The organism is Streptomyces sp. TLI_105 (assembly GCF_900105415.1).
Taxonomy (GTDB): domain Bacteria; phylum Actinomycetota; class Actinomycetes; order Streptomycetales; family Streptomycetaceae; genus Streptomyces.
The window spans coordinates 7611349-7634286 of the sequence record NZ_FNSM01000001.1 but is presented as its reverse complement, the minus strand read 5'-3'; the positions used below and the strand labels follow the sequence as shown (position 1 = coordinate 7634286).

Genomic DNA, 22938 nt, shown 5'->3' with positions numbered 1-22938 from the left:
CGCGGGGCCGGACAATTCCGTGGCGGGCCCGCGTCCTCACCCGTGAGGATGAGCGGATGAATGATCAACCCGAACGATGGAGCCGCGCGACCGTCTACCCCGACATGTGGGCGGATCCTGCCGACGACCCCCGCGAGAACGCCGGCGAGGCCCCGGAGGGCGAGCTCGCCACGCTGCGGGACTTCCTCTCCGGCTACCGTCTGACCCTGCGGATGAAGTGCGAGGGCCTGGATCCGGAGCAGCTGGCCCGCCGTTCGGTCCCGCCGTCGACGATGTCGCTGCTCGGTCTGGTCCGACATCTCGCCGAGGTGGAACGGGACTGGATCACCTGGATCACCGGTGAACCGCTGCCGAAGGTGTACGGCGGGCGGGACGCGGACTTCGACGAGGCCGTCGCCGACCAGGCGGTGGTCGACGCCGCGTACGCCGATCTGGAGCGCGAGCAGGCCGCGGCCGACGCCGCCCTCGAACAACACCCGGACCTGGGCGAGCGGCTCCCCAAGGACGGCATCGCGGTACGGGAGCTGATGGTGCACCGGATCGAGGAGTACGCCCGCCACTGCGGGCACGCCGATCTGTTGCGCGAGTGCGTCGACGGAAGGGTCGGCCAGTAGCGGGCGCGGAGGGCCCGGAGCTCGGAGACGGGGCGCGGCTCACGCGGGTGGACGTGGGCCGTGCCCCGTCCCGGCTCCGTCGGCCGGACCGGGATGCTCATCGGGCCGTGAGGACGCTCGCCAGCGCGTCGGCGGTGGCCGGATGGGCGGCGAGGAGCACGGCGCCGCTTCCGGCCCGGGCCGCTGTGTCCGTCGTGGCCCAGCCGTCCGCGCGGCCCAGGAGCTCGGCGAGGGCGTCGCAGGTCGTCGGGTGGGCGGGGAGGAGTGCCGCGCCCCGGGGGCCGGTGGCCGCCGGGAGGGCGCTCGGGCCGGCCGGCCGGTGGTGCCACGGCGGGACCCAGGTGTCCAGGGCCGCGAGCCGGGCCGGGAAGATCCGTCCCGCCTCGCGGATGAGCAGCGGGGCGAGTTCCGCGGCGTTCGAGCGGAGGGTCGTGATGAGGACCGGGAGCCACGGCAGCAGGACGGCGTCCGGCAGGCGCCCGAAGGCGTTCGACACGGCCTCCACCACCACGTCCGCGAGGCCCGGCACCGGCTCCAGGGCGTGCACGAAGCCGCTGAGGTGGCGCGGGTAGGAGGGCACGGTCAGGGGGTTGGCGAGGAGCTCGTCGCAGCGTGCCCGCAGCTCGTCCCGGGAGAGCGTGCCCAGCTGGACCTGTGCCGCCCACAGCAGGGCCGTCTTCGCCGGGTCCCGCGGGTGCGCCTGGGCGACGGCCAGCTCCAGCTGTGTCCTGTCGCAGCCCAGGGAGAGCGCCAGGCCCTCCATGCCGAACAGGAAGCCCAGCATCGCCGCCACCTGCCCGACCGTCGCGTCCTCGTCGCGGAAGGCCGTCGGCAGCAGCGTGCAGTAGTGCGCGTACCCGGTTCTGACGAACGACTCGATCCACGGCGGGAGCACCGGTTCACCGGTGCGGTAGTACGCGAGGAGTCCGCGCACCCGGCGCAGGACCTCCGGCGCCCCGTCCACCGTCCGCTCGCCCGCCAGGACCTCCAGGGCGCGGGTGCCGAGCTCGTCGGCGAGGCGCCGGCCGCCCAGGTACAGCGTGGCGTCCTCGACGGCCGCGAGGACCTCGGCGGTCGTCGCCCGCGGCCCGTACGCGGTGCGGCGCAGGCGCTGCTCCAGGACCTGTTCGAGGCTCACGCCCTCGTAGCCGAGCTCGATGAGCGCCCGCTGGTGGGTGCCGAGGGCGAGGTCCCAGGACTCCTGGATCGACCGCTCGCCGAGCCGCCGCTCCCCCATGACGGGCCGGGCGGCGCCGTGCGGCAGCAGGCGGCGCAGCATCCACAGGACGTCCGAGCAGGCCCGCAGCTCCGGCCTGGAGGTCATGTCGAGCAGGGCCCGGCGCACCCCGCGCTGCTGGAGGTTCAGCTCCAGGGGGGCCAGCCGGTCGTGGACGTCGCGGGCGAGCGGCGGCAGCGCCTCGTAGCCGACCTGGCCGATCCGGTCGCCGCCCATCATGATCTCGACGAGGCGGCGCACGTCCCGGCGTCCGGGCACGCCGTCCTTCTCGATGCAGGTGACCGCGGCGTCCTGGAAGTCGTACGGCGTGGGCTTGGCCCGGTCCCGCATCCCGGCGAGCAGGATCGACGTCTCGAAGACGGCGATCGCGTCGGCGGTGGAGGCCAGGTAGCCGTTGCGACGGGCGGCGCGGACGATGTCCACGGACCAGCCGAGCAGTTCGGTCTCGTCCAGGGCGTCGAGGACCGGCGGCCGCCGGAGGAAGCCGGAGAGGCGGTCCTCGGCCGGCGCCGCGGCGGGGAGGGCGGCGGTCGGCACGGTGGTCTTCGTGGCCGCCTTCTTCGTGCCGGCCTGTCCTTCCAGGCGGTACGGCTTCACCCGGGTGCGCTTGAGGTTCTTCGTCCACTGCGTCGCGGCGATCGACACGGAACCGGAGGCGAGGCCGAACTGGGCCTCGATGGCCGCGTTGCTGGAGGGGATCAGGCCGTACTGCCAGGTCGTGGCGGTGCGCGGCGAGATCGCGAAGGTGTCGCTGCCGCGCACGCCGAACTCCTCGACGCGGCTGGCGGCGTGGAAGGCTCCGCAGACGTACAGGCAGTCCGCCGGGTCGGTGCCGGTCGCCGTCAGGTGCTCGCGCATCCGGGTCCACATGTGGCGCTCGCGGTCCTCGTCGACGCGGACGCGGTCGCCGTCCCCCGGCGCGAGCCGCCGGAACAGGCTTCCGATGAGGAACATGACCTGACGGTAGGTGTCGTGGTCGCTGTCGCCGAGGGGCACCTCGACGTACTGGTGCCACCATTCCGACCAGTGCCGCACCTTGCCGTGGCGCAGCAGGTGCTCCTCCAGTTCGGCGAAGCGCGGGCGCAGGTCGCCGATCTCGACGCCGACGGCCTCGCCGTGGAGCGCGGTCTCGGCCTCGGTGCCGGTTCCGGCCTCCTTGGCGTCCTCCCCGGTCCGGTCGTGCCGCGCGTCCCACTGGAAGACGTGGTCGGAGGAGCGGTCGACGAGGACCAGTTCGACGCCGGGGGCGTCGAGGGCGTACGCGATGGCCTGGTACTCGGCGGAGGCCTCCGTGATCGGGGCGACGACGGACAGCGGCGCCCAGTCGGGCGGGAAGCCGTCGATGTCGCTCGCGAACGCCTGCACCGCCACCGGCAGCCGGCAGTTGCGCAGCTCGGTCAGGAGCGGCGCCATGTCCTCGCACAGCTCCAGGTACACGACCTTGGGCTGCTTCTCGCGCAGCCGGCGGGCCATGGCGAGGGCCGAGGCGGGCGAGTGGTGGCAGACGGGGAAGATCTCCAGCGGTTCCGCCACGGCGCGGTCGACGTCGTCGACCAGACCGAGGAGGATGCCCTCCAGGGCGTCCGTTCCGCCGGCGAACTCCGCCGCCGCCTCGTGCAGTTGACCGCGTAGCGCGGTGAACGGGGTCCCGGTCACGACAGCTTCGCGATCGCTTCGCGGCCGCCCTCGAGGAACTCGGGCCAGGACCCGCCCTCCTCCTTGCCGCGCGGTTCGACGACGCCGTGCAGGTACTTGTTGAGGATGGCCAGGTCCTCCGGCTCGCGCCGGGCGAGCGTGCCGACCAGGGAGGCGGCGAGGGCGCGGGCGGTCAGGGTCCGCTCGCCGAAGAAGTTGCTGTGCAGGATCGAGTCCTCCAGGACGCCGATCTGTTCGGCGGTCGAGAGGGCGGACTCCAGCTTCTCGTCGTCGCTGCCGGCCGCGGCGGCGGAGGCCCGCAGGTCGGCGAAGCTCTGGAGGAGGACGTCGAGGAGGGTGGGGGGCACGTCCAGTTCGATGGCGTGCCGGCGCAGCAGCTCCTCGGTGCGGAAGCGGACGATCTCGGCCTCGCTCTTCTTGTTCGTCACGACCGGGACGCGGACGAAGTTGAAGCGGCGCTTGAGCGCGGAGGAGAGGTCGTTGACGCCGCGGTCGCGGCTGTTGGCGGTGGCGATGACGGAGAAGCCGGGCTTGGCGAAGACGATGTTCTCGCCGTCGGCGCCGTCGAGCTCGGGGACCGAGATGTACTTCTCGGAGAGGATCGAGATGAGCGCGTCCTGGACGTCGCTGGTGGAGCGGGTCAGCTCCTCGAAGCGGCCGATGGTGCCGGTCTCCATCGCGGTCATGATCGGCGAGGGGATCATCGACTCGCGGGACTGGCCCTTGGCGATGACCATCGACACGTTCCAGGAGTACTTGATGTGGTCCTCGGTCGTGCCGGCCGTGCCCTGGACCACCTGGGTGGAGTTGCGGCTGATCGCGGCCGCGAGGAGTTCGGCGAGCCAGCTCTTGCCGGTGCCGGGGTCACCGATGAGGAGCAGGCCGCGGTCGGAGGCGAGGGTGACGATGGAGCGCTCGACGAAGCTGCGGTCGCCGAACCACTTCTGCGCCACCTCCCGGTCCAGGCCGTCGGCGCGCTCGGAGCCGAGGATGAACAGGCGGACCATCTTCGGGGACAGGCGCCAGGAGAAGGGTTTGGGGTTGTCGTCGATCGATTCCAGCCAGTCGAGTTCCTCGGCGTACTTGATCTCGGCGGGGGCGCGGAGCAGGTCGGACATGTGCGGAGCCTTTCGGTCTCGGGTCTCAGGTCTCAGGTCTCAGGTCTCAGGTCAGGAAGGTCTTGAGTTCGTGCACGAGCTTGTCGATGTGGCCGGAGATCACGGGGGTGCCGAGCGCCTTGAACCGCTCCCGGAACCAGGGGTTGACCTCCTGCCGTCCGGAGCTGGTCACCGAGCCCACGGGAATGAACCGCACACCGGAGCGGTGGACCTCCTCGATGCCCTCGAACAGCGGCTGTGAGCGGTCGAACTCGTAGAAGTCGGAGATCCAGACCATCACGGTGTTCTTCGGCTCGGCGATCTTCGGCCGGGCCATGGCCATCGCCACGGGCCCGTCGTTGCCGCCGCCGAGGTTGGTGCGCAGGAGCACGTCGAAGGGGTCGCGCACCCAGGGCGTGAGGTCGATCGCGCGGGTGTCGTACGCGATGAGGTGGACGTCCACCTTGGGCAGCCCGGCGAAGATCGAGGCGAGGATGGTGCAGTTGACCATCGAGTCGACCATGGAGCCGGACTGGTCCACGACGACGATCAGCCGCTGGGGCGTGGTGCGGCGGACGGTGTGCCGGTAGTAGAGGCGGTCGACGTAGAGCCGCTCCTCCTCCGGGCTCCAGTTGGTCAGGTTCTTCCAGATGGTGCGGTCGAGGTCGAGGTTCCGGAAGACCCGCTTGGGCGGGACCGAGCGGTCCAGCTCGCTGGCGGTGTCCTTCTCGACCTGGGTGCGGAGCACTTCGGCGACCTCGTCGACGTACCGTCTGATCAGCGCCTTCGCGTTGGCCAGCGCCACTCCGGAGAGGTTGCCCTTGTCGCGCAGCAGCTGCTCGATCAGGGACATGCTGGGCGTGAGCCGGGCGGCCAGCACGGGATCGGCCAGCACTTCCCGCAGGTGCATGCGGTGGACGAGGTCGGCCTCGATGGCGCCGAGCTCGGCGCCGAGGCCGCCACCGGTGAGGGCCGCTCCCGCCGCCCGCCCGCCGGACGGCCCGCCGGGCCGGGAGCCGAGCGCGCGCTCGAACCAGCCCGCGTCCGACTGCCAGCGGGCCAGCTGCCCGGCGGAGACGGTGCCGGAGCCGGTGGCGAAGACGTTCAGCAGCAGCTTCGACGCGAGCGCGGCGCGCCGCACCTCGGCGGCCCGGTCGCGCGCGCCGTCCGGCTCGGGCTCCGGGGCCATCAGACCGTCGAACTCGTCGGCCAGCTCCGGGTGGCGCTGGACGACGGAGTCCACGGAGGCGCCCGGGTCGAGCAGCGCGGACGGCAGGCCGATGTCCTCGACGACGGCGAGGCTCGCCGCCTCCAGGGCCGCCTGCTCCTCGGGGTCGAAGAGCCGGGCGAGCAGCCGCCAGTAGAGGACCTGGCGCCGGTTGTCGTCGGGGTCGGGACCGACCGGCGCCGACGGCACGGGGCCGACCGCGGGGGCGGGGTCCGCCGAGGGGGCGGGATTGGACGAGGGGGCGGGGTCGGGCGAGGGGGCGAGGCCGGACGAGACCGTGGGGTCGGACGAGGGGGCGGGGCCGGCCGCGGGGGCGGGGTCCGCTGAGGGGGCGAGGCCGGACGAGACCGTGGGGTCGGGCGAGGGGGTCGCTTCGGTCATGAGCGCAGCAGCCTTCCCGCTCGCTCGCGCAGGACGGCGACCGCGTCCGTGGCCGCCTTCTCCGCACGCGCTCCGGCCTTGTCGGCGGTGCCGCCGGCCCACGCGCCCGCGTGGACGGCGACGGTCTTCTTCCGGACGGTCGTCTCGACGGCGAGCGGCTGGAGGAGGAACTGCCCGGCGTCCCAGCGGAGCAGGCCCAGGCACGCGCCGGACGCGGCGATCGCCTCCGGGGTGAGCGGGCCCGCGGCCGGTACGCGGTCGGTGTCGACGGCCAGCCGGTGGCCTGCGACGGTGAACGTCACCGGTCCGTCGTCCTCGCGCTCCGCCGCGTACCCCTCCAGGAGGACGGGCACCGCGATCCGGACCGGGTGGCGGTCGAGCGGGGCGGTGACCGGATCGGTCGCGGTGGCGAGGGCGACCCTGGCCGTGGCGAAGGGATCGGCGGACTCCCCCGCGCGGGCGCGCTGGTCGTCCCAGAGGAGGTCGCCCTCGGAGGTGACGGGCATGGCGTCGAGCTCCATGGCGCGGCCCTCGCTCACGGCGGTGAGGAGCGACATGCGCGGCCGCAGCAGCTGCCAGAGCCCGGCGCCGACGACGGTGTCCGGCTTGGGCGCGGACACCGCCGCCCGGACCAGGCGCGGTGGCGCCCCGTCGGCCGGTTCGAACACCGCGTGCACCTGGGCCTGTACGGCGGTCGCGTGCTCCTGGACGTCGACGCCGAGCGGCAGCAGACGACCGGTCGCGGTGGAACGGGCGGGCGTGCGGGCCGCTCCGGGCAGGGTCAGCAGCAGGGCGCGCGACCACAGGTCGGCCCAGCGGCGCACCGGGATCCTCTCCAGGGTGGCTCCGGGGCAGGATGCGGCGAGTTCGGCCGAGAAGCCGTCGAGCAGCGTCGCCTGCCGGCGGAGCGCCGGGTCCCGCAGCATCGCGGAGACGACGGGCGCGGCGCCGCCGACGAGTTCGTGGTCGAGGCCCTGCCAGCCCGCGCGGGCGAGGTCGCAGAGCCAGGCGCGGGCGGCGGCGAGCACGTTCGCGGCGGGCTCCTCCCCCTCGGTGGACCACACGGTCTCCTCCGCGGCCGGGCGGCCGGTGATGTCGGCGGCGCGGGCCGTCAGGGCGTCGTGGACGGAGCCCATGAGCGCGGTGCGGGCGGCGGCGAGCGCGACGAAGTGGTCCTCGCCGGCGGCGCCGGCCGCGGCCTTGTCGGCGGCCTCGGCGACGAGGGAGGCGAGCGGTGTGCCGGCGAGGGCGTCCACGAGCGCGGCGAGGCCGTCGGTCTGCGCGGGCTGCGGGCGGAGCAGGCCGGCGACGAGCGCGTCGTCGAAGGCGTCCACGGCGGCCAGCGCCTCGTCGAGTCCGTCGACGGGGTCGTCGAGCAGGTCCGTACGCATCAGGCGACCGCCCTCGTCGGCGGGAACCACTGCATCTCGGGCAGCGGCGCGGTGACCGGCGCCAGTTCGAGGTAGGCGAGGTGCCTGAGGAACCGGCTGAACACGGGGGCGGCGGCCGAGGTGTCGCCCTGCGCGGGGCGCGTGGCGGTCATCGTCGAGAGGAGCGTCTGGGCGTCGGCCTCCCCGGCGGGCGTGTCGGCCTTCAGGTAGCGGGCGACGCGCTGCGCGCCGTACTGGAGGACGGCTTCGGTGACGAGGGCGCGGATGTGGTTGCAGAACGAGCCTCGCGCGCCGCCGCAGGGACGGTTGTTGTTGGTGCTGCACGCGAACGCGTACGTCCCGGCGGCGATCGAGGACACGTACACGCGCCCGATGTCGGACCCGCTGGACACCACGCCCTGCAAGCGTCCGTCGGCCAGCTCGACGAACGGCACCTTGGCAAGTTTCCGCGGTCGCGCGGGCGGTACCACCCGTGCCGCGCTCGACCTCTCCCAGACCGGCAACGCACTTCTCCCATGCACGTCAAAGGGGATGTTCACGCCGGAGCGGCGGAACATCGACAACGTATCCCCGCCCACTGACAACGCCTCGGGGACGGCGTCGCGCGAGGCCTCTGGCGGTCCGTCACGACCGGGTCCGGAGCCGGTTTCCGGACCGTCCGAGGCGGGCGGCGGGCAGGACGGGGGACGCACTCCGCCCCGACGGGACAGGGCGGGACGGGACGGGCAGCGAGTGCGTCCGGGGGCCGGGCGCTCGGGTGCCCGCCCCCGGACGTCCTAGTAGGGCTTCACCAGGACGTGGGCGGCTCCCGGGATGCCGATCTCGAGGAGCGCGTCCTCCTCGGGGGTCGTCGGCGCGCCCATCTCCTGCTTGAGGACCGCCCGGGACATGGCCTGCACCCACAGGGCGCGGGGCCGGCGGCGCGCCTCCCAGGTCTGCAGGGCCTCGGGGACCGAGTCCGCGGCGTCCAGGGACTCGGCGAGGACGAGGGCGTCCTCGACGGCCATCGCCGCTCCCTGCGCGAGGTGCGGGGTGGAGGCGTGGGCGGCGTCGCCGGCCAGCGCCACCCGGCCCACGTGCCACGGCTCCTCCACCGTCACCTGGGAGATGCGGGAGTACACCACGGCCGCGGGGTCGGTGACCCCGCCGAGCGCCTCGGCTACGGGGCCGGAGAAGACCGCGAGCCGCTCGGCGAGCTCCTCGTGGGCGCGATCGGGGTCCGGCCGGTGGTCCCCGGCCTCGGCGAACACGGCTCCCAGGTACATCAGTCCGTCCGTGATCGGGGTGAGGAGGGCCTTCGCCTCCTGACCCGCCGTGGCCATGACCACGCCCCGGACCTCGGGGTGCCGGGGCACGGTCACGCGCCAGTTGGCGAATCCGGTGTACGCGGGCGCGTACCGGTCGCCGTAGAGGCGGGTCCGCAGCGGGGAGCCGATGCCGTCGAAGCCGACGACCAGGTCCCAGCGGTCGCCGGAGCCGTCGGAGAGCACGACGGTGACACCCGTACCGTCGTCGTCGAGTTCGGTGACGGTCACTCCGAAGCGGACCTTGGCGCCGGCGGCGACGGCGGCGTCGCCGAGCACCCTGGCGAGGGCGGGCCGAGGAATGCCGTTGGCGGCCGGCAGGTCGCCCATGCGGGGCTGGGGTATCCGTGCCAGCGTGTTCCCCGCCGGGTCGGCGATCGTCAGGACCTCCCATTCGAATCCCGCCGCGAGGCAGTCGTCGAGCACCCCGAGCTCCCGCATCACGTGCAGGGCGTTGGACGGCTGGATGATGCCCACGCCGAGGGCGTCGAGCTCCTCGCGGATCTCGGCCACCTCCACGGTGTGGCCGCGCCGGGCCAGAGCGGTGGCGAGGGTGAGGCCGCCGATGCCTCCGCCGTGGATCAGGACGCGCAGGGATGATGCCATCTCGGATGTCTCCAGAACGTGATCGAACAAGGCGGGGGAGTGTAACCCTCGGGCGTGCACCCGGGGTTGTGCCGCCGTACCGCCGTACCGTCGCGCCCATGGGCCGAGGAGGGGACCGTGCCGGGCACTCCTCGGGGTCGTCGCCCGGTTCCGGTGCGTGTCCGGCGCGCGGCCGCTCCTCGCCGCGCCGCTGCGGCGGGTGCCCGTACCGCGCCGTGCGAAACGGCGGTCCCGCGAGGATTCACCGGGATCCCCGGCGCGCCGACGCGCCCTCATGGCGGGGCGTCGCGATTCGATGGTCCGGGGGCGGGCAGGCGTCCACAGGTCCCGACCACCGGAGGAGGAGTACGCCATGCCGCACCCGTGGCGCCGATGGAAGTGGTGGCAGCGCTGGGGGCGGGACCCGGTGGTGGTGCAGACGCTGCGCTCCACCGCCGCCGCGACGATCTCGTACGTCGTCGCGCTCCGGCTCAGTTCCGAGCCGGCGCCGCTGACCGCCCCGCTGACCGCGCTGCTCGTCGTGCAGGTGACGCTGTACTCGACGCTCACGACGAGCCTGCGGCGGGTGAACTCCGTCGTCGTCGGCGTCCTCATCGCCATCGCGTTCAGCGTGCTCGTCGGACTCACCTGGTGGAGTCTCGCGCTGATCATCCTGGCGTCGCTGGTCGTGGGCCGGTTCGTCAAGGTGGAGGAGTTCGTTCCCGAGGTGGCCATCAGCGCGATGCTGGTCCTCGGCGTCACGCAGGTCACCGACACCGCGTGGGACCGCGTCCTCGAGACGCTGATCGGCGCGGTCGTGGGCCTGCTCTTCAACGTCGTGCTCGTGCCGCCGGTCTGGGTGGACACCGCCGGGGACTCGATCGTCGACCTGGCCGGGCGGATGCGCCGGCTGCTCCTGGACATCGGCGAGGAGCTCGCGGACCCGGACGCGCGGCCCGAGCCGGCACCGGTCCCGGAGGCGGCCTCCCCCGCCCTCTTCGAGCGGGCCGCGGCCCGGCTGCACGAGGCACGGCGCCTCGACAACGACGTCGCCGACGTCGACGCGGCGCTGCGGCAGGCGGAGGACAGCCTCCGGCTGAACCCGCGGGTGAAGGAGGGGCTGCTCCACCGCATCGTGCTGCGCACGGGCCTCGACACCCTGGAGATCTGCGCGGTCGTGCTGCGCGTCCTCGCCCGTTCCCTGACCGACCTCGCGAAGGAGCGGCAGGGGGCCCCGCTCGTGCACCGGGAGACGGGCCTGGCCCTCCGGGAGACGCTGCGGCACCTCGCGGACACCCTCGTGAGCTTCGCCGACCTCGTCACCTCGCATTCGAGCGCCGGAGCGGAGACGGCCGAGGACCGCCTCGGCGAGGAGCTCGGGGCGGCCCGCGCCGCCCGTGACCACGCCGCCGGACTGCTGAAGGACGAGGCGGCGCACGACCCGGAGCGCTGGCAGCTGTACGGCGCGCTGCTCGCCGAGATCGACCGGGTCCTCGACGAGATCGATCCGGATCACCGTGGCCGCCGGCTGATGGAGGAGCTGGACCGGCACACGCGCATGCGTGCGGAGCGCCGCCGCCGGGTCACCTCCCTCGCGGCCCGGGCACGCCGTACGCCGTGACGGGCCGCTGGGCGCCCTCCTCCCGGAGGGCGTCCAGGGTCGGGCGGCCGCCGACGGCCAGGATCAGGTCGGGCCCGGCGGGCAGCGCCGCCCGGCGGTCCCTGTCCGTGGAGGGCGTTCTCGCCGAGCCGGGCCGGGCGGTCGGGTGGGACAGGGATGCGGTGTCCGCCCGCCCCCGCGAGCATGAGGGGATGACACGCACCTTCGAAGAGCTCGTCGCGGAAGCCTCCGAAGCCTCGGTCGACGGCTGGGGCTTCTCCTGGCTCGACGGGCGGGCGAGCGAGGAGCGGCCCTCCTGGGGCTACCAGCGGCTCCTCGGCGAGCGGCTGGCGACCGCCTCGGCCGGGCTCGACATCCAGACGGGCGGCGGCGAGGTCCTGGGCGGGGTCCCGGTGCTGCCGCCGACGATGGCGGCGACCGAGTCGTGGCCGCCGAACGTCGCCCGGGCCACCGCGCGGCTCCATCCCCGGGGAGTGGTCGTCGTCGCCGATCCCGACGAGCCGCCGCTGCCGTTCGGCGACGCCGCCTTCGACCTCGTCACCAGCCGGCACCCGGCCACCGTGTGGTGGGCGGAGATCGCGCGCGTCCTGCGGCCGGGCGGCGCCTACTTCGCCCAGCACGTGGGCCCTGCCAGTGTGTGGGAGCTGGTCGAGTGGTTCCTCGGGCCGCAGCCCGAGGCGGCCCGGCACCGCCATCCCGACGACGAGGCCGCCGGGGCGCGCGCCGCCGGGCTCGACGTCGTGGACGTGCGCTCGGAGCGGCTGCGCATGGAGTTCCACGACATCGGCGCCGTCGTCTGGTTCCTGCGGAAGGTCATCTGGATCGTGCCGGGGTTCACGGTGGAGGACCGGTTGCCCCGGTTGCGCGAGCTCGACGCGCGGATCCGCGCGGAGGGCCCGTTCGTGGCGCACTCCGCGCGGACCCTGATCGAGGCGAGGAAGCCCTCCGCGCCGGCCGCTTAGGCCCGTCAGCCCGCGGTGGGCGTCCAGCCGCCGAGCCAGTGCGCGGTGTCCTGGGCGGCGGCCTGGGCGTCCGTCAGGTGCGGCCGTGCGGCGCCGGCCGGTCCGGCGCCGGGGCCGCTGTTCCGGTACTCGGCGAAGCGGTCGGACTTCCAGGAGAAGCCGCCCATGTCCGTCCACGGCGTGGCCTTGACGGCGGCACCGAGCACGCTGTCGCGGACCGTGGTCTGCGGGTCGAGCGTCGCGTCGCCGCCCGCGTGCCAGGGGCGTCCGAGGAAGAAGCCGCCGGGGCTGACGTCGCCGTTCACCGTGGAGCGGGTGATGAGGAAGCCGTGGCGGCCCGCGGGGGTGCTCGGCGCCGTGACGTATCCGGCGGAGGTGCCGTCCCAGCGCTTCTTCAGGGTGAGGACGGAGCGGTCGATCACGGCCGTGGCCCGCCCGAAGACGAAGTCGACGTTGCCGATGACGTAGGAGTCGGTGACGTAGACGCGGCCGGTCCTGTCGCGGGCGGCGGTGTCGAGGAGCAGGGTGTCCTGGTCGCCGCTGACGATGACGCCGTCGAGGAGGATCCGGTCGGCGGCGGTGCGCAGGGCGACCGCCTGGTGGCCGCTGACGTTCTGGTTGCGGGCCTCGTCGAAGTCGTTGGAGATGCTGAGGTTGCGGGCCTGGAAGTCGTCGGCCTCGACGGCGACGGTGGCGCTGCCGCCGGTGCCGTACGTGCCGGAGCCGTCCGGCTTGGGCGTGCCGGAGGCGCGGCCCTCGACGATGAGGGTGTCCTTGCGGCTGCGGCCGGTGCCTTCGATCGTGAGGTGGGGTTTGTTCGAGGGGACCTTGACGGTCTCGCGGTAGACGCCGGGCCCGACGCGGATGACGACGCGGGAGGTGTTGCCGGCGGGTACGGCGTCGACGGCCTTCTGCACGCTCGTGTACTGGCCGCTGCCGTCCTTGGCGACGGTCAGGGTCGTGGCGGCGGGCGCGGCCGCCGCCGTCGTTCCGATGGAACTGCGGGGTCCGGCGCCGGACTTGAGCAGGGCGGGCACGTCGGCCGCCGGGTCGGGGGTGTAGGGGTAGTACGTCCTCGGGTCGAAGGCCGTGCCGCCGCTCTCGTTGCGGCCGGTGGTGCCGGAGAAGATGTTGCCGCGCTGGACGAGGGCGGCGCCGGCGTCCTTGATCACGGGGTTGTCCACGCCCTGGAAGTAGCTGTTCTCCAGGAGCATGCGGGTCTTTCCGCGGGCGTAGTTTCCGTAGGACGAGGTGACGGCGGTGCCCGGGTCGTCCTGGAGGTAGTTGTTGTAGAGGTGCGCGTGGGCGACGTTGTCGGTGGACGGGTTGCGCTGTTCGGTCTCGCGGAACCAGTTGTGGTGGAGGGTGAGGTCGGCGGTGACGTTCTCCGTCCAGCCGATGCCGAACGTCTTGTTGTTGTTGCCGAGCCGGTTCCAGGAGACCGTGACGTACGTGGTGTCCTTGCGGCTGTCGATGAGGCCGTCGGCCATGTGCCGCAGGTCGTTGTGGTCGATCCACACGTGGTGGGCGCCGTCCATCTGGACGGCGTCGAAGTCGTGGTCCTTGTCGTTCCAGACGCCCTGGTACGCGTCCCGGATCGTCAGGTTCCGGATGATGACGTTGTGGACGCCGGGGCCGAGGAAGAATCCGCCGCCGACGATGTGCCCCGAGGTGCCCGAGCCGACGATCGTCTTGTCGGAGGCGACCCTGATCTCCTTGCCCGCGGGGTCCATCGTGATCGTCCCGGCCACCACGATGACGTACGGCTCCGGCGCCGTGGCGTACTTCTCGAGGTCGGCGAGGTTCCGCGCGGTGACGGTGGCGCCGTCGCGTCCGCCGTACGTGCCCTTCTGGCCGAGGGCGTCGACCGACGCGAAGCCGTCGGCGACCGCGCGGGCCCACTCGGGTGCGGTCGCGGCGCCGGCCCGGGGCCGGGCGTCCGCGCCGAACAGGCCGAAGGCCGTCCCGTAGGCCAGCACCCCGGCCGTCGCCAGGACGGCCGGGACACCGATCGCCAGGGCCTTTCCGCGCCTGCGGTGCCTCGCCTTGCTGCGGGTCTCGCTCACGTCGTGCTTCCTTCCGTACGTGGGGGGTGTGCCGCCCGCGCCGGAACGGGCGGGCACCCCGTGGTCGCCGCCGGCCCCGGGAAGGTTGCCGCCGTGTGCCGCTATCCGGGCGCGATGACCACGACCTGGTCGTCCGGATGCCAGTGGCGGACGTGCGCTTTGGGCGGGTTGAGGCACAGGCCGTGGTCGGGGGCGGTCGTGGAGCGGTAGCCGATGGCGCAGGCGCCCTGGCGGGCGGCCGATTCGGCGACGGTGGCGAAGGACGTGGTGCGTCCGGTGCGGACGTAGTGGGCCGCCGGGCGGAGCTGGAGGGTGTTGCCGTCCGGGGCGAGGAGTTCCTCGAACACGGCGGCGAGATGCGGGTTCTGGGAGATCTGGGTCATCAGGAGTCCGATGAGCCTGCCGCTGACGACGAAGTCGGCGCCGGGGAGCGGCGGCGCGATGAGCCGGTTGCGGTCGTCGGTCATCTCGGTGACGACGGGGACGCGCCGGCCGCTCGCCCGTCGCCCGGCCCGCAGGTGGAGGAGGGTGACGAGTGTCCGGTCGTCCGGGTCTCCGTGGCCGGGCCGGTGGTCGGGGCCGAGCACGATCACCGCGTCGTACCGGTCGAGGTCCAACGCGTCCGTGGTCCCGCTCAGGGCGGGGTCGCCGGGCCGGTGGAGCACCGCCATGCGCCCGCCGACGGCGTCGGTGACGGTCCGGATGCCGGTGAGGGTGTCGGTGCGCGGTTCGGCCACGACGTCGAGGAACGAGCCGGGCGGTGTACGGACCGCGAGCCGGGTGGCGATCCGGGGTGCCCGGCGGTTCCACCCGAGGAGGAGGACCCGCTCGGGGCGCCGGGGGGTCTCGGGCGGGGCGTGGGTGAGCGCGGTCGGGTCGTAGGGCGCGGGGGTGACCGACAGACGGGTCGCGTGCTCGTCCTCGGCGATCACGAGGAGGGCGTCGTCGGCGAGCAGCGGGGTGGAGCGGGGCGGGTTGAGCGCGACGGTGCCGTCGCCGTGGACGATGCCGACGGCGGTCGACACCGGGCAGGCGCGGGCGGCCTCGTCGAAGGTGCGGCCGGACGACGCCGGTTCCCGGAGGGTGTGGAACTCGTGTCCGGCGAAGTCGAGGAGTTCCTGGTGGACGAGGGAGAGGCCGGGCTGTCGTACGCAGTCGACGAGGAGGCGCGCCGCGATGTCGTCCATGTCGAGGACGGTGGCGCCGGGCCCCGCGGCCAGGCGGGCGGCGCCGAGGTGGCGGTCGTCGCGCACGGCGGCGACGACGCGTACGGGGTCCGTCTCCCCCACGGCCGCCGAGAGGGACAGCAGGGTCTTGACGACCTCGGTGTCGTCGCGGGGGTCGTCGCGGGGCAGGACGAGGACGCAGTCCGCGGCCGCCGGGCTCACGCGCGCGAGTGCGGCGGGGTCGGTGGGCCGACCGGTGCGGCAGAGAACCCTGGTGCGGCCCGTGGCGCCGACGGAGGCGCGGAGCTCCTCCTCCATGGCGGGTTTGTCGCGGTCGGCGAGGACCGCGATGGTCCGGCGGCGCCGGTCGGTGCGGGCGGCGACGAGTTCGGAGAGGACGGTGGGGATCTGTTCGGACCAGCCGAGCACGACGGTGTGTCCGCTCTCCAGGATCCTGGCATGACCTCGGTTGAGGGCGATGAGGCGGTCGGTGAGGCCGGTGGTGATGAGGCTGACCAGGGTGGAGACGTAGACGAGCGCGATGAGGGCGAGGAGCACGGACAGGGCGACGCGCAGCGGGGGGCCGACCTCGCCGCCCAGGCGCATGGTCTGTCCGGTGTTGCGCCACACGGCCGCGATCCTGGAGCCGAGGGAGGCGGGGGTGTGCCGGTCGGTCCAGACGAGGACAGTGCTGACGGGGACGACGAGGGCGAGGCAGACGAGGGCCAGCCAGCCACAGAGCGCGGCGGTGCCGCGGGTGAGAGTGGTGTCAAACCAGTAGCGGAGGCGTTCCTCGGCGGAGTGGTCGCGGTGAGCGGACCGTGTCCGGCCGCCGGAGCGGCCTCGGGAGGCGGACCGGATCCGGGAGGTCGGCCGGATCCGGTCCGTGGGCCGCTCGTCGGCGGTCCGGGTCTCCCCGGTCCGGCCGGGGCCGGCTCCCTGTGCGGCGCCCCGCTGCCGGGGTACGACCTTTTTGTCTTCTTTTCGCACGTCAGCAGGGTGCCGCCCCGCCGACGGCGGCGGGGCGGCATCGGGGCATGTTCATCCCTTCGTGATCAGTCCGCGCCACACGGGTGGGACCGGCCGGTCAGACGTACGGATCGAAGGGGATGCCGGCCGGCTTCGCCTTGGCCAGGTGGGAGGCGAGGTTCCCGTCCTTGAGGCCGAAGACCGCGCTGCCGAAGTCGGCCTGGGTGAGCTTCTCGCGGATGCCCGCGGGGTAGCCGTTCCAGCCGACCAGGCTGGGGAACTGCCAGGTGTGCTGGTGGTTCTCGGGCGGTTCGTCGTTGGAGTTCGCCGGGCGGAAGCAGTGGGTGCCGATGCCGTCCTTGTGGTAGACGATCTTCGGGTGGGTGCCGTCCCAGCGGATCCGGTCACGGCCGTAGACGTCGAAGTCGCCGTGGGCGGAGGTGGAGACGTACTGGGCCTGGTCGTTCTGCACCCAGACCACGACGTGCTCCCAGTCGTGGCGGTGTCCGCCGAGGCTGGTGCCGGCCAGCGCCTGGTCCTTCTCGAAGTAGAGGCCGTAGATGATCGCGCACCAGCCGTTGTTGCACTTCGCGCGCGCGTATCCGTTGGTGTTGGTGAGGTCCGAGGCGTCACGGCACTGGCCGTTGAGGGCGCCGGAGGGGTTGAGGCCGCCGTTGAGCGTCCCGTCGGGGCCGATGGCCGGGGTGGGGTAGCAGCCGTCGGTGTCGTAGTCGTAGGCCGGCTGGAAGGTCTGCTCCAGGCCGTCGGCGTTGGCGGGCAGGGCGGTGGGCGGTGCGGCGAGCGCGCTGCCCGGCAGGGCGATGATCAGCGCGAGGGCGCCGGCGAGGGCGAGCGTGCCCCTGGTGGCGTACGCCTGTGTCTTCAACTGCGTCCCCCTGGGTCGGTGAGGCAGGAACCGACCGCATCTTGACATGCACATCCCATATGCGCGAGGGCGCCGGAGTCCTCGGAAAAGCCTTCACCGGCCGGCCGCCCCGGGTTCACCCCTGCCGCAGCGCGGCCGCCACCAGGCGGCGGACCTCCTCGACGGAGACGGTGCCGCCGTTGACCAGGCGGTCGAAGACCAGGCCGTCCACGCAGGTGAGCAGGGTGATCGTGCGCTCGCGGGCGTCTTCGAGGCCCTGGGCCGCGAGGAACTCCTCGACGGAACGCCGGGCCGCGTTGTCGCGCGGGACGAGGATCTCCCGCAACTCGGGTTGGTGCACGCTCTCCAGGGCGCACGCGTAGCGCGCGAGGGAACGGCGGCGGCCCTCCCCGGTGAGCCGGAGCGCGGTGAACCCCGCGAGCCCGCCGACGAGTTCCTCGGCGTCGCGGGGCGCTCCGGCACGCCGGCCCGCCTCCTGGATCTCGGCCTGGTCGCGCTCGACGAGGCGGCTCACGAGCGCGGTCAGGAGCGACTGGCGGGTGCGGTGGTACGCGGAGGTCGTGCCGGGCGGCAGACCGGCGGCCCGGTCGACCGCGCGGTGGGTGAGCCCGCGCATGCCGTGCTCGGCGAGGACGTCGATGGCGGTGTCGGCGAGGAGGGCGCGTCGGGCTGCGGCGGAGGCGGGCATCCCCCCTTTCTACACCTGTAGAGAGGAGGAGTACGGTTCTTCTACATCCGTAGAAGAACCGTGGAAGGGACATCCGGCATGGACGGCGGTAACGCGGTGGTGGTCGGTGGCGGGATCGGCGGCCTCGCGGCGGCGATCGGGCTGCGGCGGGTCGGCTGGGAGGTGACCGTCCTCGAACGCGCCACCGCCCTCGGGGACGCCGGCGCGGGCATCTCCCTCCACGCCAACGGCATCCGCGCCCTGGACGCGCTCGGGGTCGGCGCGGGGGTGCGCGAGGCCGCCCGGCCCCAGTACACCGGCGGCACCCGCGTCCCGGGCGGCGGCTGGCTGGCCCGGATGGACGGGGCCGCCTTGGAGCGGGCGCTCGGCACGCCGATCGTCGGGATCCCGCGCGCCACCCTGCACCGGCTGCTGCGCGAGGCGCTCCCCGCCGAACGCCTGGTCGTCGGGGCGGAGGTGACCTCCCTGGACCTGACCGCCCCCGACCGGGTGGGGGTGGTCACCGAGGAGGGGGTGCGGGAAGCGGATCTGGTGGTGGCCGCCGACGGCGTGAACAGCGCGCTGCGTCCGCTGCTGTTCCCCGGCCACCCCGGACCGGCGTACAGCGGGTCCACCGTCCTGCGCGCCGTCACCGACGCCCCGCTGCCGCTCGCGTCCGACTTCGAGCTGACCTGGGGCCGGGGCGCCGAGTTCGGGCACATCGCCTTCACCGACGGGCGGGCCGAGTGGCACGCCGTGCTCAACTCCCCGCCGGGCGTGCGCCATCCGGATCCCCTGACCGTCCTGCGCCACCGCTTCCGGGACTGGCACGAGCCGATCCCGGCCCTCCTCGCGGCGACCCGCCCCGAGGCCGTGCTGCACCACGACATCCACGAACTGGCCACTCCCCTGCCGGCCTTCACCGCCGGCCGGGTCGCCCTGCTCGGCGACGCCGCCCACGCCATGACCCCGAATCTCGGACAGGGCGCCTGCCAGGCGCTGGAGGACGCGGTGTCGCTGGCAGCCGCGCTCGCCATCGCGTCCGGCGTCGGCGCGGCGCTGACCCGGTACGACGCCGAGCGGCGTCCGCGCAGCCAGGCCGTCGCCCGGGCCGCCCGCCAGGCCGGCCGGATGGGCCAGCAGCTCTCGCATCCGGTCGCCGTCTCCGTACGCAACACGGCCCTGCGGGCGGCGCCGGACCGGGCGACCCTGCGCGCCGTCCTGCGGCACGCCGACTGGACACCGCCCATCCTCCGCCCAAAGAAGTAGACGATACGTATCGTCTCGTCTATGGTGGTCGCCATGACCACCTCCCCCGCGCACATCGCCATGTTCTCCATCGCCGCCCACGGCCACGTGAACCCGAGCCTGGAGGTCATCCGCGAGCTCGTCGCCCGGGGCCACCGCGTCAGCTACGCCGTCCCCGCGTCCTTCGCCGAGAAGGTCGCGGAGACGGGGGCGACCCCCGTCGTCTACACCTCCACACTGCCGACCGACGACGACCCGGACGCCTGGGGCACCGAGCTGATCGACCACCTCGAACCGTTCCTCGCCGACGCGGTGCAGGCGCTGCCGCAGCTCGCCGAGGCCTTCGCCGAGGACCGGCCGGACCTCGTGCTCCACGACATCACCGCCTATCCGGCCCCCGTCCTCGCCCACACCTGGGGCGTGCCCGCCGTCTCGCTGTGGCCGAACCTGGTGCCGTGGGAGGGGTACGAGGAAGAGGTCGCCGAGCCGATGTTCGCCGAGCTCAAGGCCTCGCCGCGCGGCAAGGCCTACTACGCGCGCTTCGAGGAGTGGCTCGGCGGGCACGGCATCGACACCCACCCCGACCGGTTCGTCGCCCGCCCGCGCCGCGCGCTCGTCCTCATCCCCCGGCTCCTCCAGCCGCACGCCGACCGAGTGGACGAATCCACCTACACCTTCGTCGGCGCCTGCCAAGGCACCCGCGCCGAACAGGGCGGGTGGCAGCGGCCGGAGGGCGCGGAGAAGGTGCTCCTCGTCTCGCTCGGCTCCGCCTTCACCAAGCAGCCCGGCTTCTACCGGGACTGCGTCGAGGCCTTCGCCGGCCTCCCGGGCCTGCACGTCGTCCTGCAGATCGGCAAGTTCGTCGACCCCACCGAACTCGGCGAGCTGCCGCCCAACATGGAAGTGCACTCCTGGGTCCCCCAGTTGGCGATCCTGCGCCAGGCCGACGCGTTCATCACCCACGCGGGCGCGGGCGGCAGCCAGGAGGGACTCGCCTGCGGCACGCCCATGGTGGCCGTGCCGCAGGCCGCCGACCAGTTCGGGAACGCCGACATGCTCCAGTCCCTGGGCGTGGCACGGCACCTGCCCATGGAGGAGGTCACCCCCGGGCGGCTGCGGGAGGCCGTGCTCGCGCTCCTCGACGACCCCGAAGTGGCGCGCCGGGCGCGGGAGATCCAGGAGGCGATGGCCCGCGAGGGCGGTACGCTCCGCGCCGCCGACCTGATCGAGGCGGAGCTCGCCTGACGGCGACGCGCCCGGCGAGCGCTCCCCCGCGACCGCTCCCCGTGGACGGGTTCCCGTCGAGGGCTCCCGGCGAGGGCGACACGGCGGAGCCCGTGGGGGCGGGTCGCGCCTCCTGCCGCCGCCCTCGCGGGTACGGTGCGTTCTGAACTCGACACGCACCGTCACGTCGGCGGTGCGGAGGGCTGACCGCACGAAGGAGATCTCGATGGCGATTCTGGTGAAGGCCGAGATGACGGGTGTGACGACCGATCAGTACGACGCCCTGAACAGCAAGCTCCAGGCGCTGCCCGGCAACCCCTTCGAGGGCTGCCTCTCCCACGTCTGCGTGGCGACCGACTCGGGCCTGGTGATCCACGACCTGTGGGAGTCGGAGCAGGACATGCAGAAGTTCATGGGCCTCGTGATGCCGATGGCCCAGGAGATGGGCCTCCCCCAGGGCTCCCAGCCCGAGATCCGCCAGGTCCACAACTACTGGACGCCGTGACCGGAGTCGCCGAAGGGCCGCGGGGCGAGGCGTAGGGTCGTGTCATGTCCAAGACCGAAATTGACCGGGTGACCGCCGAGTTCTACGGCGCGTTCGACAACCGGGACGGCAAGGCCGCCGACGTGGACCGGATCCGGCGGCTCGTGCTGCCCCAGGGGGTCATCGTCTGCACCGCGCCCGCGTTCACCGCGTACTCCGTGGAGGAGTTCATCGCACCGCGCGAGCGGCTGCTCTCCGACGGACGGCTCGTCGAGTTCTCCGAGTGGGAGACCTCCGAGGAGACGCGGATCGAGGGCGACGTCGCCTCCCGGTTCGGCACCTACCGCAAGTCCGGGGTCTTCGACGGGAAGCCCTACGAGGGCGAGGGCACCAAGACGCTCCAGTTCGTCCGGACGCCGGACGGCTGGCGGATCGCGGCCCTCTCCTGGTTCGACCACTCCTGACCGGTCGACGGCGGCCCGTCGCCCCCCTCGCACGGGGAGGGGCGACGGGCCGACTCCGTCAGACCACCGCTCCCCCGCCCCGGCGGCGCAGCTCCCGCAGCCGGTCGAGGACGACGACGGAGTCGTTGACCGAGTAGCCGACGACGGTGAGCAGCGCGGCCAGGAAGACGCCGTCCACCGGCTTGCCCAGCCACGCGAACAGGCCGACCACGAGCAGTACGTCCTGGGCCATCGCCACCACGGCCGCCGTCGCGTACGTCCAGCGGAACCGCAACGCCAGATAGGCCAGTTGCGCCGCCACGGCGAGGCCGAGCGCGAGGAGGGCGTGGGTGCGCAGCTCTCCGCCCAGGCTCGGGCCGATCCGGTCGTCCCGCTCCACCTCCACCGGGCCCGCGACCCGGGTGAGCGCCTCCCGGATCTCCCGCTGCTCGTCGTCCCCGGTCTCCCGGACGCGCACCGGGACGTCGCCGTCGCCGGTGGTCTGCACGACGGCGTCGGGGAGACCGGCGCTCGCGACGGCCGTACGGGCCGTGTCCGCGTCCACCGGGCGGTCGGCGGTGTACCGGACGACCCGGCCGCCGGTGAACTCGACGCCGAACTCCACGCCCCGCACGCCGATTCCGGCGAGGGCACGAGGAGCAGCCCGGCGCATCCGGTCAGTCAGCGGCGCCGGTTCACCATCAGACGGGGCACACGGCGGATCAGCCCGGTCCGCAGCCTGCCGAGCGCCGCCATTCCGGTCACCGCCGGCCGCCTGCGGACGGCGGGCAGGCACAACGTCAGGTCGGCGAGGAGCCGGGTGATCACCATCGCGGTGATCAGGGAGAGGCCTCAGCCTGGACGGGGCGCGGGGCGCGATTGAGTACGGGGGCACGCCCGGCGGTTGAGTACGAACGCTCATGTCCGGGCCGTGGGGCCCCTGGACGATGGTTCCGTCACCGTTCCGCCTCGGAGCCAGGGGGCCTCCCGTGCTCAGTCGTCTCGCCGCCCACGTCGTCCCGTTCTTCGGGCGACTGACCGTCACCTCGGACCCCGGGGCCCGTGTCGAGCCGGGCAGCATCCTCGTCGTGAACCACACGTCGCTCGCCGACCCGGCGCTCGTGCTCGCCGCGCTCCGCAGGCGGCTGGCCGTCGAGCCCGTCCTGCTCGCCACCTCGGGGCTCTGGCGGGTCCCGGTCCTCGGCCGGGCGCTGACCCGCGAGGGGCACGTCCCCGTCCACCGCGGCTCGGCGCACGCCGCGGCGGCCCTGGACCACGCGGCGGTCGCGCTCGCCTCGGGGCGGCACGTGATGCTGTACGCGGAGGGGCGCATCCCGCCGCGCCGGGACGCCGCCGAGAACCCGCCGGAGATGTTCCGTACCGGCCTCGCGCGGCTCGCGCGGGCGACGGGGGCGCCGGTCGTGCCGATCGGTCAGGCCGGGGCCCGGCGGATCACCTCGGGCGGGCGGGCGAAGCAGCTCGCCGGAGTGCTGACCGCGCCCGTCCGCAGGCCGGGCCTGCACGTCCACATCGGCACGCCGCTGCGGCTGCCCGACGACGTGGCCGCCGCGACGGAGCTCGCGCACGGGGCCGTGACCGAGGCCTGGCGGACGGCGGCCGGGGCCCTGGGCGAACCCGCGGCGCTCGGCGGCGAAGGACCGGCGGCCGCGCACGAGGCCCGGCGCCGTGGCTGAGTCTCCGCCTCTCCG

The 22938-nt window shown here is 73.8% G+C and carries 17 protein-coding genes and 2 pseudogenes; 8 read left to right on the top strand and 11 right to left on the bottom strand.

Annotation, left to right across the window (positions count from 1 at the left end):
• Positions 1-56: 56 nt before the first annotated feature.
• Positions 57-614 (top strand): DinB family protein, encoded by a 558-nt coding sequence (locus BLW86_RS34820; RefSeq protein WP_093877705.1) that lies wholly within the window; start codon positions 57-59, stop codon positions 612-614.
• Between the two features lie 97 nt (positions 615-711).
• Here the strand turns inward: BLW86_RS34820 and BLW86_RS34815 are convergent, their stop codons facing one another.
• The 6 genes from BLW86_RS34815 to BLW86_RS34790 form a co-directional block, all read right to left on the bottom strand.
• Positions 712-3507, bottom strand: coding sequence for a DUF5682 family protein (locus tag BLW86_RS34815; RefSeq protein WP_093877704.1), 2796 nt, complete (start codon positions 3505-3507; stop codon positions 712-714).
• Positions 3504-4625, bottom strand: a complete 1122-nt coding sequence (locus BLW86_RS34810) for an ATP-binding protein (RefSeq protein WP_093877703.1) — start codon at positions 4623-4625, stop codon at positions 3504-3506. Before BLW86_RS34810 ends, BLW86_RS34815 begins: the two co-directional genes overlap by 4 nt.
• Before the next feature lie 46 nt (positions 4626-4671).
• Positions 4672-6213 (bottom strand): VWA domain-containing protein, encoded by a 1542-nt coding sequence (locus BLW86_RS34805; protein ID WP_256341525.1) that lies wholly within the window; start codon positions 6211-6213, stop codon positions 4672-4674.
• Positions 6210-7634, bottom strand: a complete 1425-nt coding sequence (locus BLW86_RS34800; protein WP_093877702.1) for a hypothetical protein — start codon at positions 7632-7634, stop codon at positions 6210-6212. The genes BLW86_RS34805 and BLW86_RS34800 overlap by 4 nt, the downstream gene beginning before the upstream one ends.
• Entirely contained in the window at positions 7604-8107 is a 504-nt protein-coding gene (locus BLW86_RS34795) for a hypothetical protein (RefSeq protein WP_093877701.1), read from the bottom strand. The genes BLW86_RS34800 and BLW86_RS34795 overlap by 31 nt, the downstream gene beginning before the upstream one ends.
• 273 nt (positions 8108-8380) lie before the next feature.
• Complete coding sequence (locus tag BLW86_RS34790) at positions 8381-9514, bottom strand: FAD-dependent monooxygenase (RefSeq protein WP_093877700.1); 1134 nt, start codon at positions 9512-9514, stop codon at positions 8381-8383.
• 352 nt (positions 9515-9866) lie between these two features.
• On the opposite strand from BLW86_RS34790, the gene BLW86_RS34785 reads away from it, so the two are divergent.
• A complete protein-coding gene (locus BLW86_RS34785; RefSeq protein ID WP_093877699.1) occupies positions 9867-11114 on the top strand; it encodes an FUSC family protein in 1248 nt (415 codons plus the stop codon).
• A 191-nt stretch (positions 11115-11305) separates the two neighbouring features.
• On the top strand, positions 11306-12076 hold the full coding sequence (locus tag BLW86_RS34775; RefSeq protein WP_093877697.1) for a class I SAM-dependent methyltransferase: 771 nt from the start codon (positions 11306-11308) through the stop codon (positions 12074-12076).
• A gap of 5 nt (positions 12077-12081) precedes the next feature.
• On the opposite strand, the gene BLW86_RS34770 is transcribed toward BLW86_RS34775, so the two are convergent.
• The 4 genes from BLW86_RS34770 to BLW86_RS34755 all read right to left on the bottom strand — a co-directional run bounded on the left by BLW86_RS34770 (position 12082) and on the right by BLW86_RS34755 (position 17851).
• Positions 12082-14142, bottom strand: coding sequence for a pectinesterase family protein (locus tag BLW86_RS34770; RefSeq protein WP_093877696.1), 2061 nt, complete (start codon positions 14140-14142; stop codon positions 12082-12084).
• A gap of 101 nt (positions 14143-14243) precedes the next feature.
• A complete protein-coding gene (locus BLW86_RS34765) occupies positions 14244-16298 on the bottom strand; it encodes a CASTOR/POLLUX-related putative ion channel (protein WP_256341523.1) in 2055 nt (684 codons plus the stop codon).
• A 97-nt stretch (positions 16299-16395) separates the two neighbouring features.
• Positions 16396-17211 carry an NPP1 family protein gene (locus tag BLW86_RS34760; protein ID WP_177181840.1) on the bottom strand — a complete coding sequence of 272 codons (816 nt, stop codon included), beginning with the start codon at positions 17209-17211 and terminating at the stop codon, positions 16396-16398.
• 67 nt (positions 17212-17278) lie between these two features.
• The gene (locus BLW86_RS34755; RefSeq protein WP_093877694.1) at positions 17279-17851 is read right to left on the bottom strand and encodes a TetR/AcrR family transcriptional regulator; all 573 of its coding nucleotides are present in this window, start codon (positions 17849-17851) and stop codon (positions 17279-17281) included.
• A gap of 78 nt (positions 17852-17929) precedes the next feature.
• On the opposite strand from BLW86_RS34755, the gene BLW86_RS34750 reads away from it, so the two are divergent.
• The 4 genes and pseudogenes from BLW86_RS34750 (at position 17930) to BLW86_RS34735 (ending at position 21250) form a co-directional block, all read left to right on the top strand.
• Positions 17930-19099, top strand: a complete 1170-nt coding sequence (locus BLW86_RS34750; protein WP_093877693.1) for an FAD-dependent monooxygenase — start codon at positions 17930-17932, stop codon at positions 19097-19099.
• Positions 19066-20323: pseudogene (mgt, locus tag BLW86_RS34745) on the top strand (macrolide-inactivating glycosyltransferase). The gene BLW86_RS34750 and the pseudogene mgt overlap by 34 nt, the downstream one beginning before the upstream one ends.
• Positions 20324-20528: 205 nt before the next feature.
• Complete coding sequence (locus tag BLW86_RS34740) at positions 20529-20807, top strand: hypothetical protein (protein ID WP_093877692.1); 279 nt, start codon at positions 20529-20531, stop codon at positions 20805-20807.
• Positions 20808-20851: 44 nt separating this feature from the next.
• The gene (locus BLW86_RS34735; protein WP_093877691.1) at positions 20852-21250 is read left to right on the top strand and encodes a nuclear transport factor 2 family protein; all 399 of its coding nucleotides are present in this window, start codon (positions 20852-20854) and stop codon (positions 21248-21250) included.
• An 82-nt stretch (positions 21251-21332) separates the two neighbouring features.
• Here the strand turns inward: BLW86_RS34735 and secF are convergent.
• Positions 21333-22075 (bottom strand): annotated as a pseudogene (secF, locus tag BLW86_RS34730) (protein translocase subunit SecF); the annotation flags it as partial.
• A 143-nt stretch (positions 22076-22218) separates the two neighbouring features.
• Here secF and BLW86_RS34725 point away from each other — a divergent pair.
• Positions 22219-22923: a lysophospholipid acyltransferase family protein gene (locus BLW86_RS34725; RefSeq protein WP_093877690.1), complete on the top strand. Its 705-nt coding sequence runs from the start codon at positions 22219-22221 to the stop codon at positions 22921-22923.
• The last annotated feature ends 15 nt before the right edge of the window (positions 22924-22938 follow it).

What these genes read in the sequence shown, in the direction of transcription:
- BLW86_RS34790 (WP_093877700.1), bottom strand. Translation starts at nt 9,514, where the DNA reads ATGGCATCATCCCTGCGCGTCCTGATCCACGGCGGAGGCATCGGCGGC.
- BLW86_RS34740 (WP_093877692.1), top strand. Translation starts at nt 20,529, where the DNA reads ATGGCGATTCTGGTGAAGGCCGAGATGACGGGTGTGACGACCGATCAG.
- BLW86_RS34750 (WP_093877693.1), top strand. Translation starts at nt 17,930, where the DNA reads ATGGACGGCGGTAACGCGGTGGTGGTCGGTGGCGGGATCGGCGGCCTC.
- BLW86_RS34805 (WP_256341525.1), bottom strand. Translation starts at nt 6,213, where the DNA reads ATGACCGAAGCGACCCCCTCGCCCGACCCCACGGTCTCGTCCGGCCTC.
- BLW86_RS34755 (WP_093877694.1), bottom strand. Translation starts at nt 17,851, where the DNA reads ATGCCCGCCTCCGCCGCAGCCCGACGCGCCCTCCTCGCCGACACCGCC.
- BLW86_RS34775 (WP_093877697.1), top strand. Translation starts at nt 11,306, where the DNA reads ATGACACGCACCTTCGAAGAGCTCGTCGCGGAAGCCTCCGAAGCCTCG.
- BLW86_RS34810 (WP_093877703.1), bottom strand. Translation starts at nt 4,625, where the DNA reads ATGTCCGACCTGCTCCGCGCCCCCGCCGAGATCAAGTACGCCGAGGAA.
- BLW86_RS34735 (WP_093877691.1), top strand. Translation starts at nt 20,852, where the DNA reads ATGTCCAAGACCGAAATTGACCGGGTGACCGCCGAGTTCTACGGCGCG.
- BLW86_RS34760 (WP_177181840.1), bottom strand. Translation starts at nt 17,211, where the DNA reads ATGTCAAGATGCGGTCGGTTCCTGCCTCACCGACCCAGGGGGACGCAG.
- BLW86_RS34820 (WP_093877705.1), top strand. Translation starts at nt 57, where the DNA reads ATGAATGATCAACCCGAACGATGGAGCCGCGCGACCGTCTACCCCGAC.
- BLW86_RS34785 (WP_093877699.1), top strand. Translation starts at nt 9,867, where the DNA reads ATGCCGCACCCGTGGCGCCGATGGAAGTGGTGGCAGCGCTGGGGGCGG.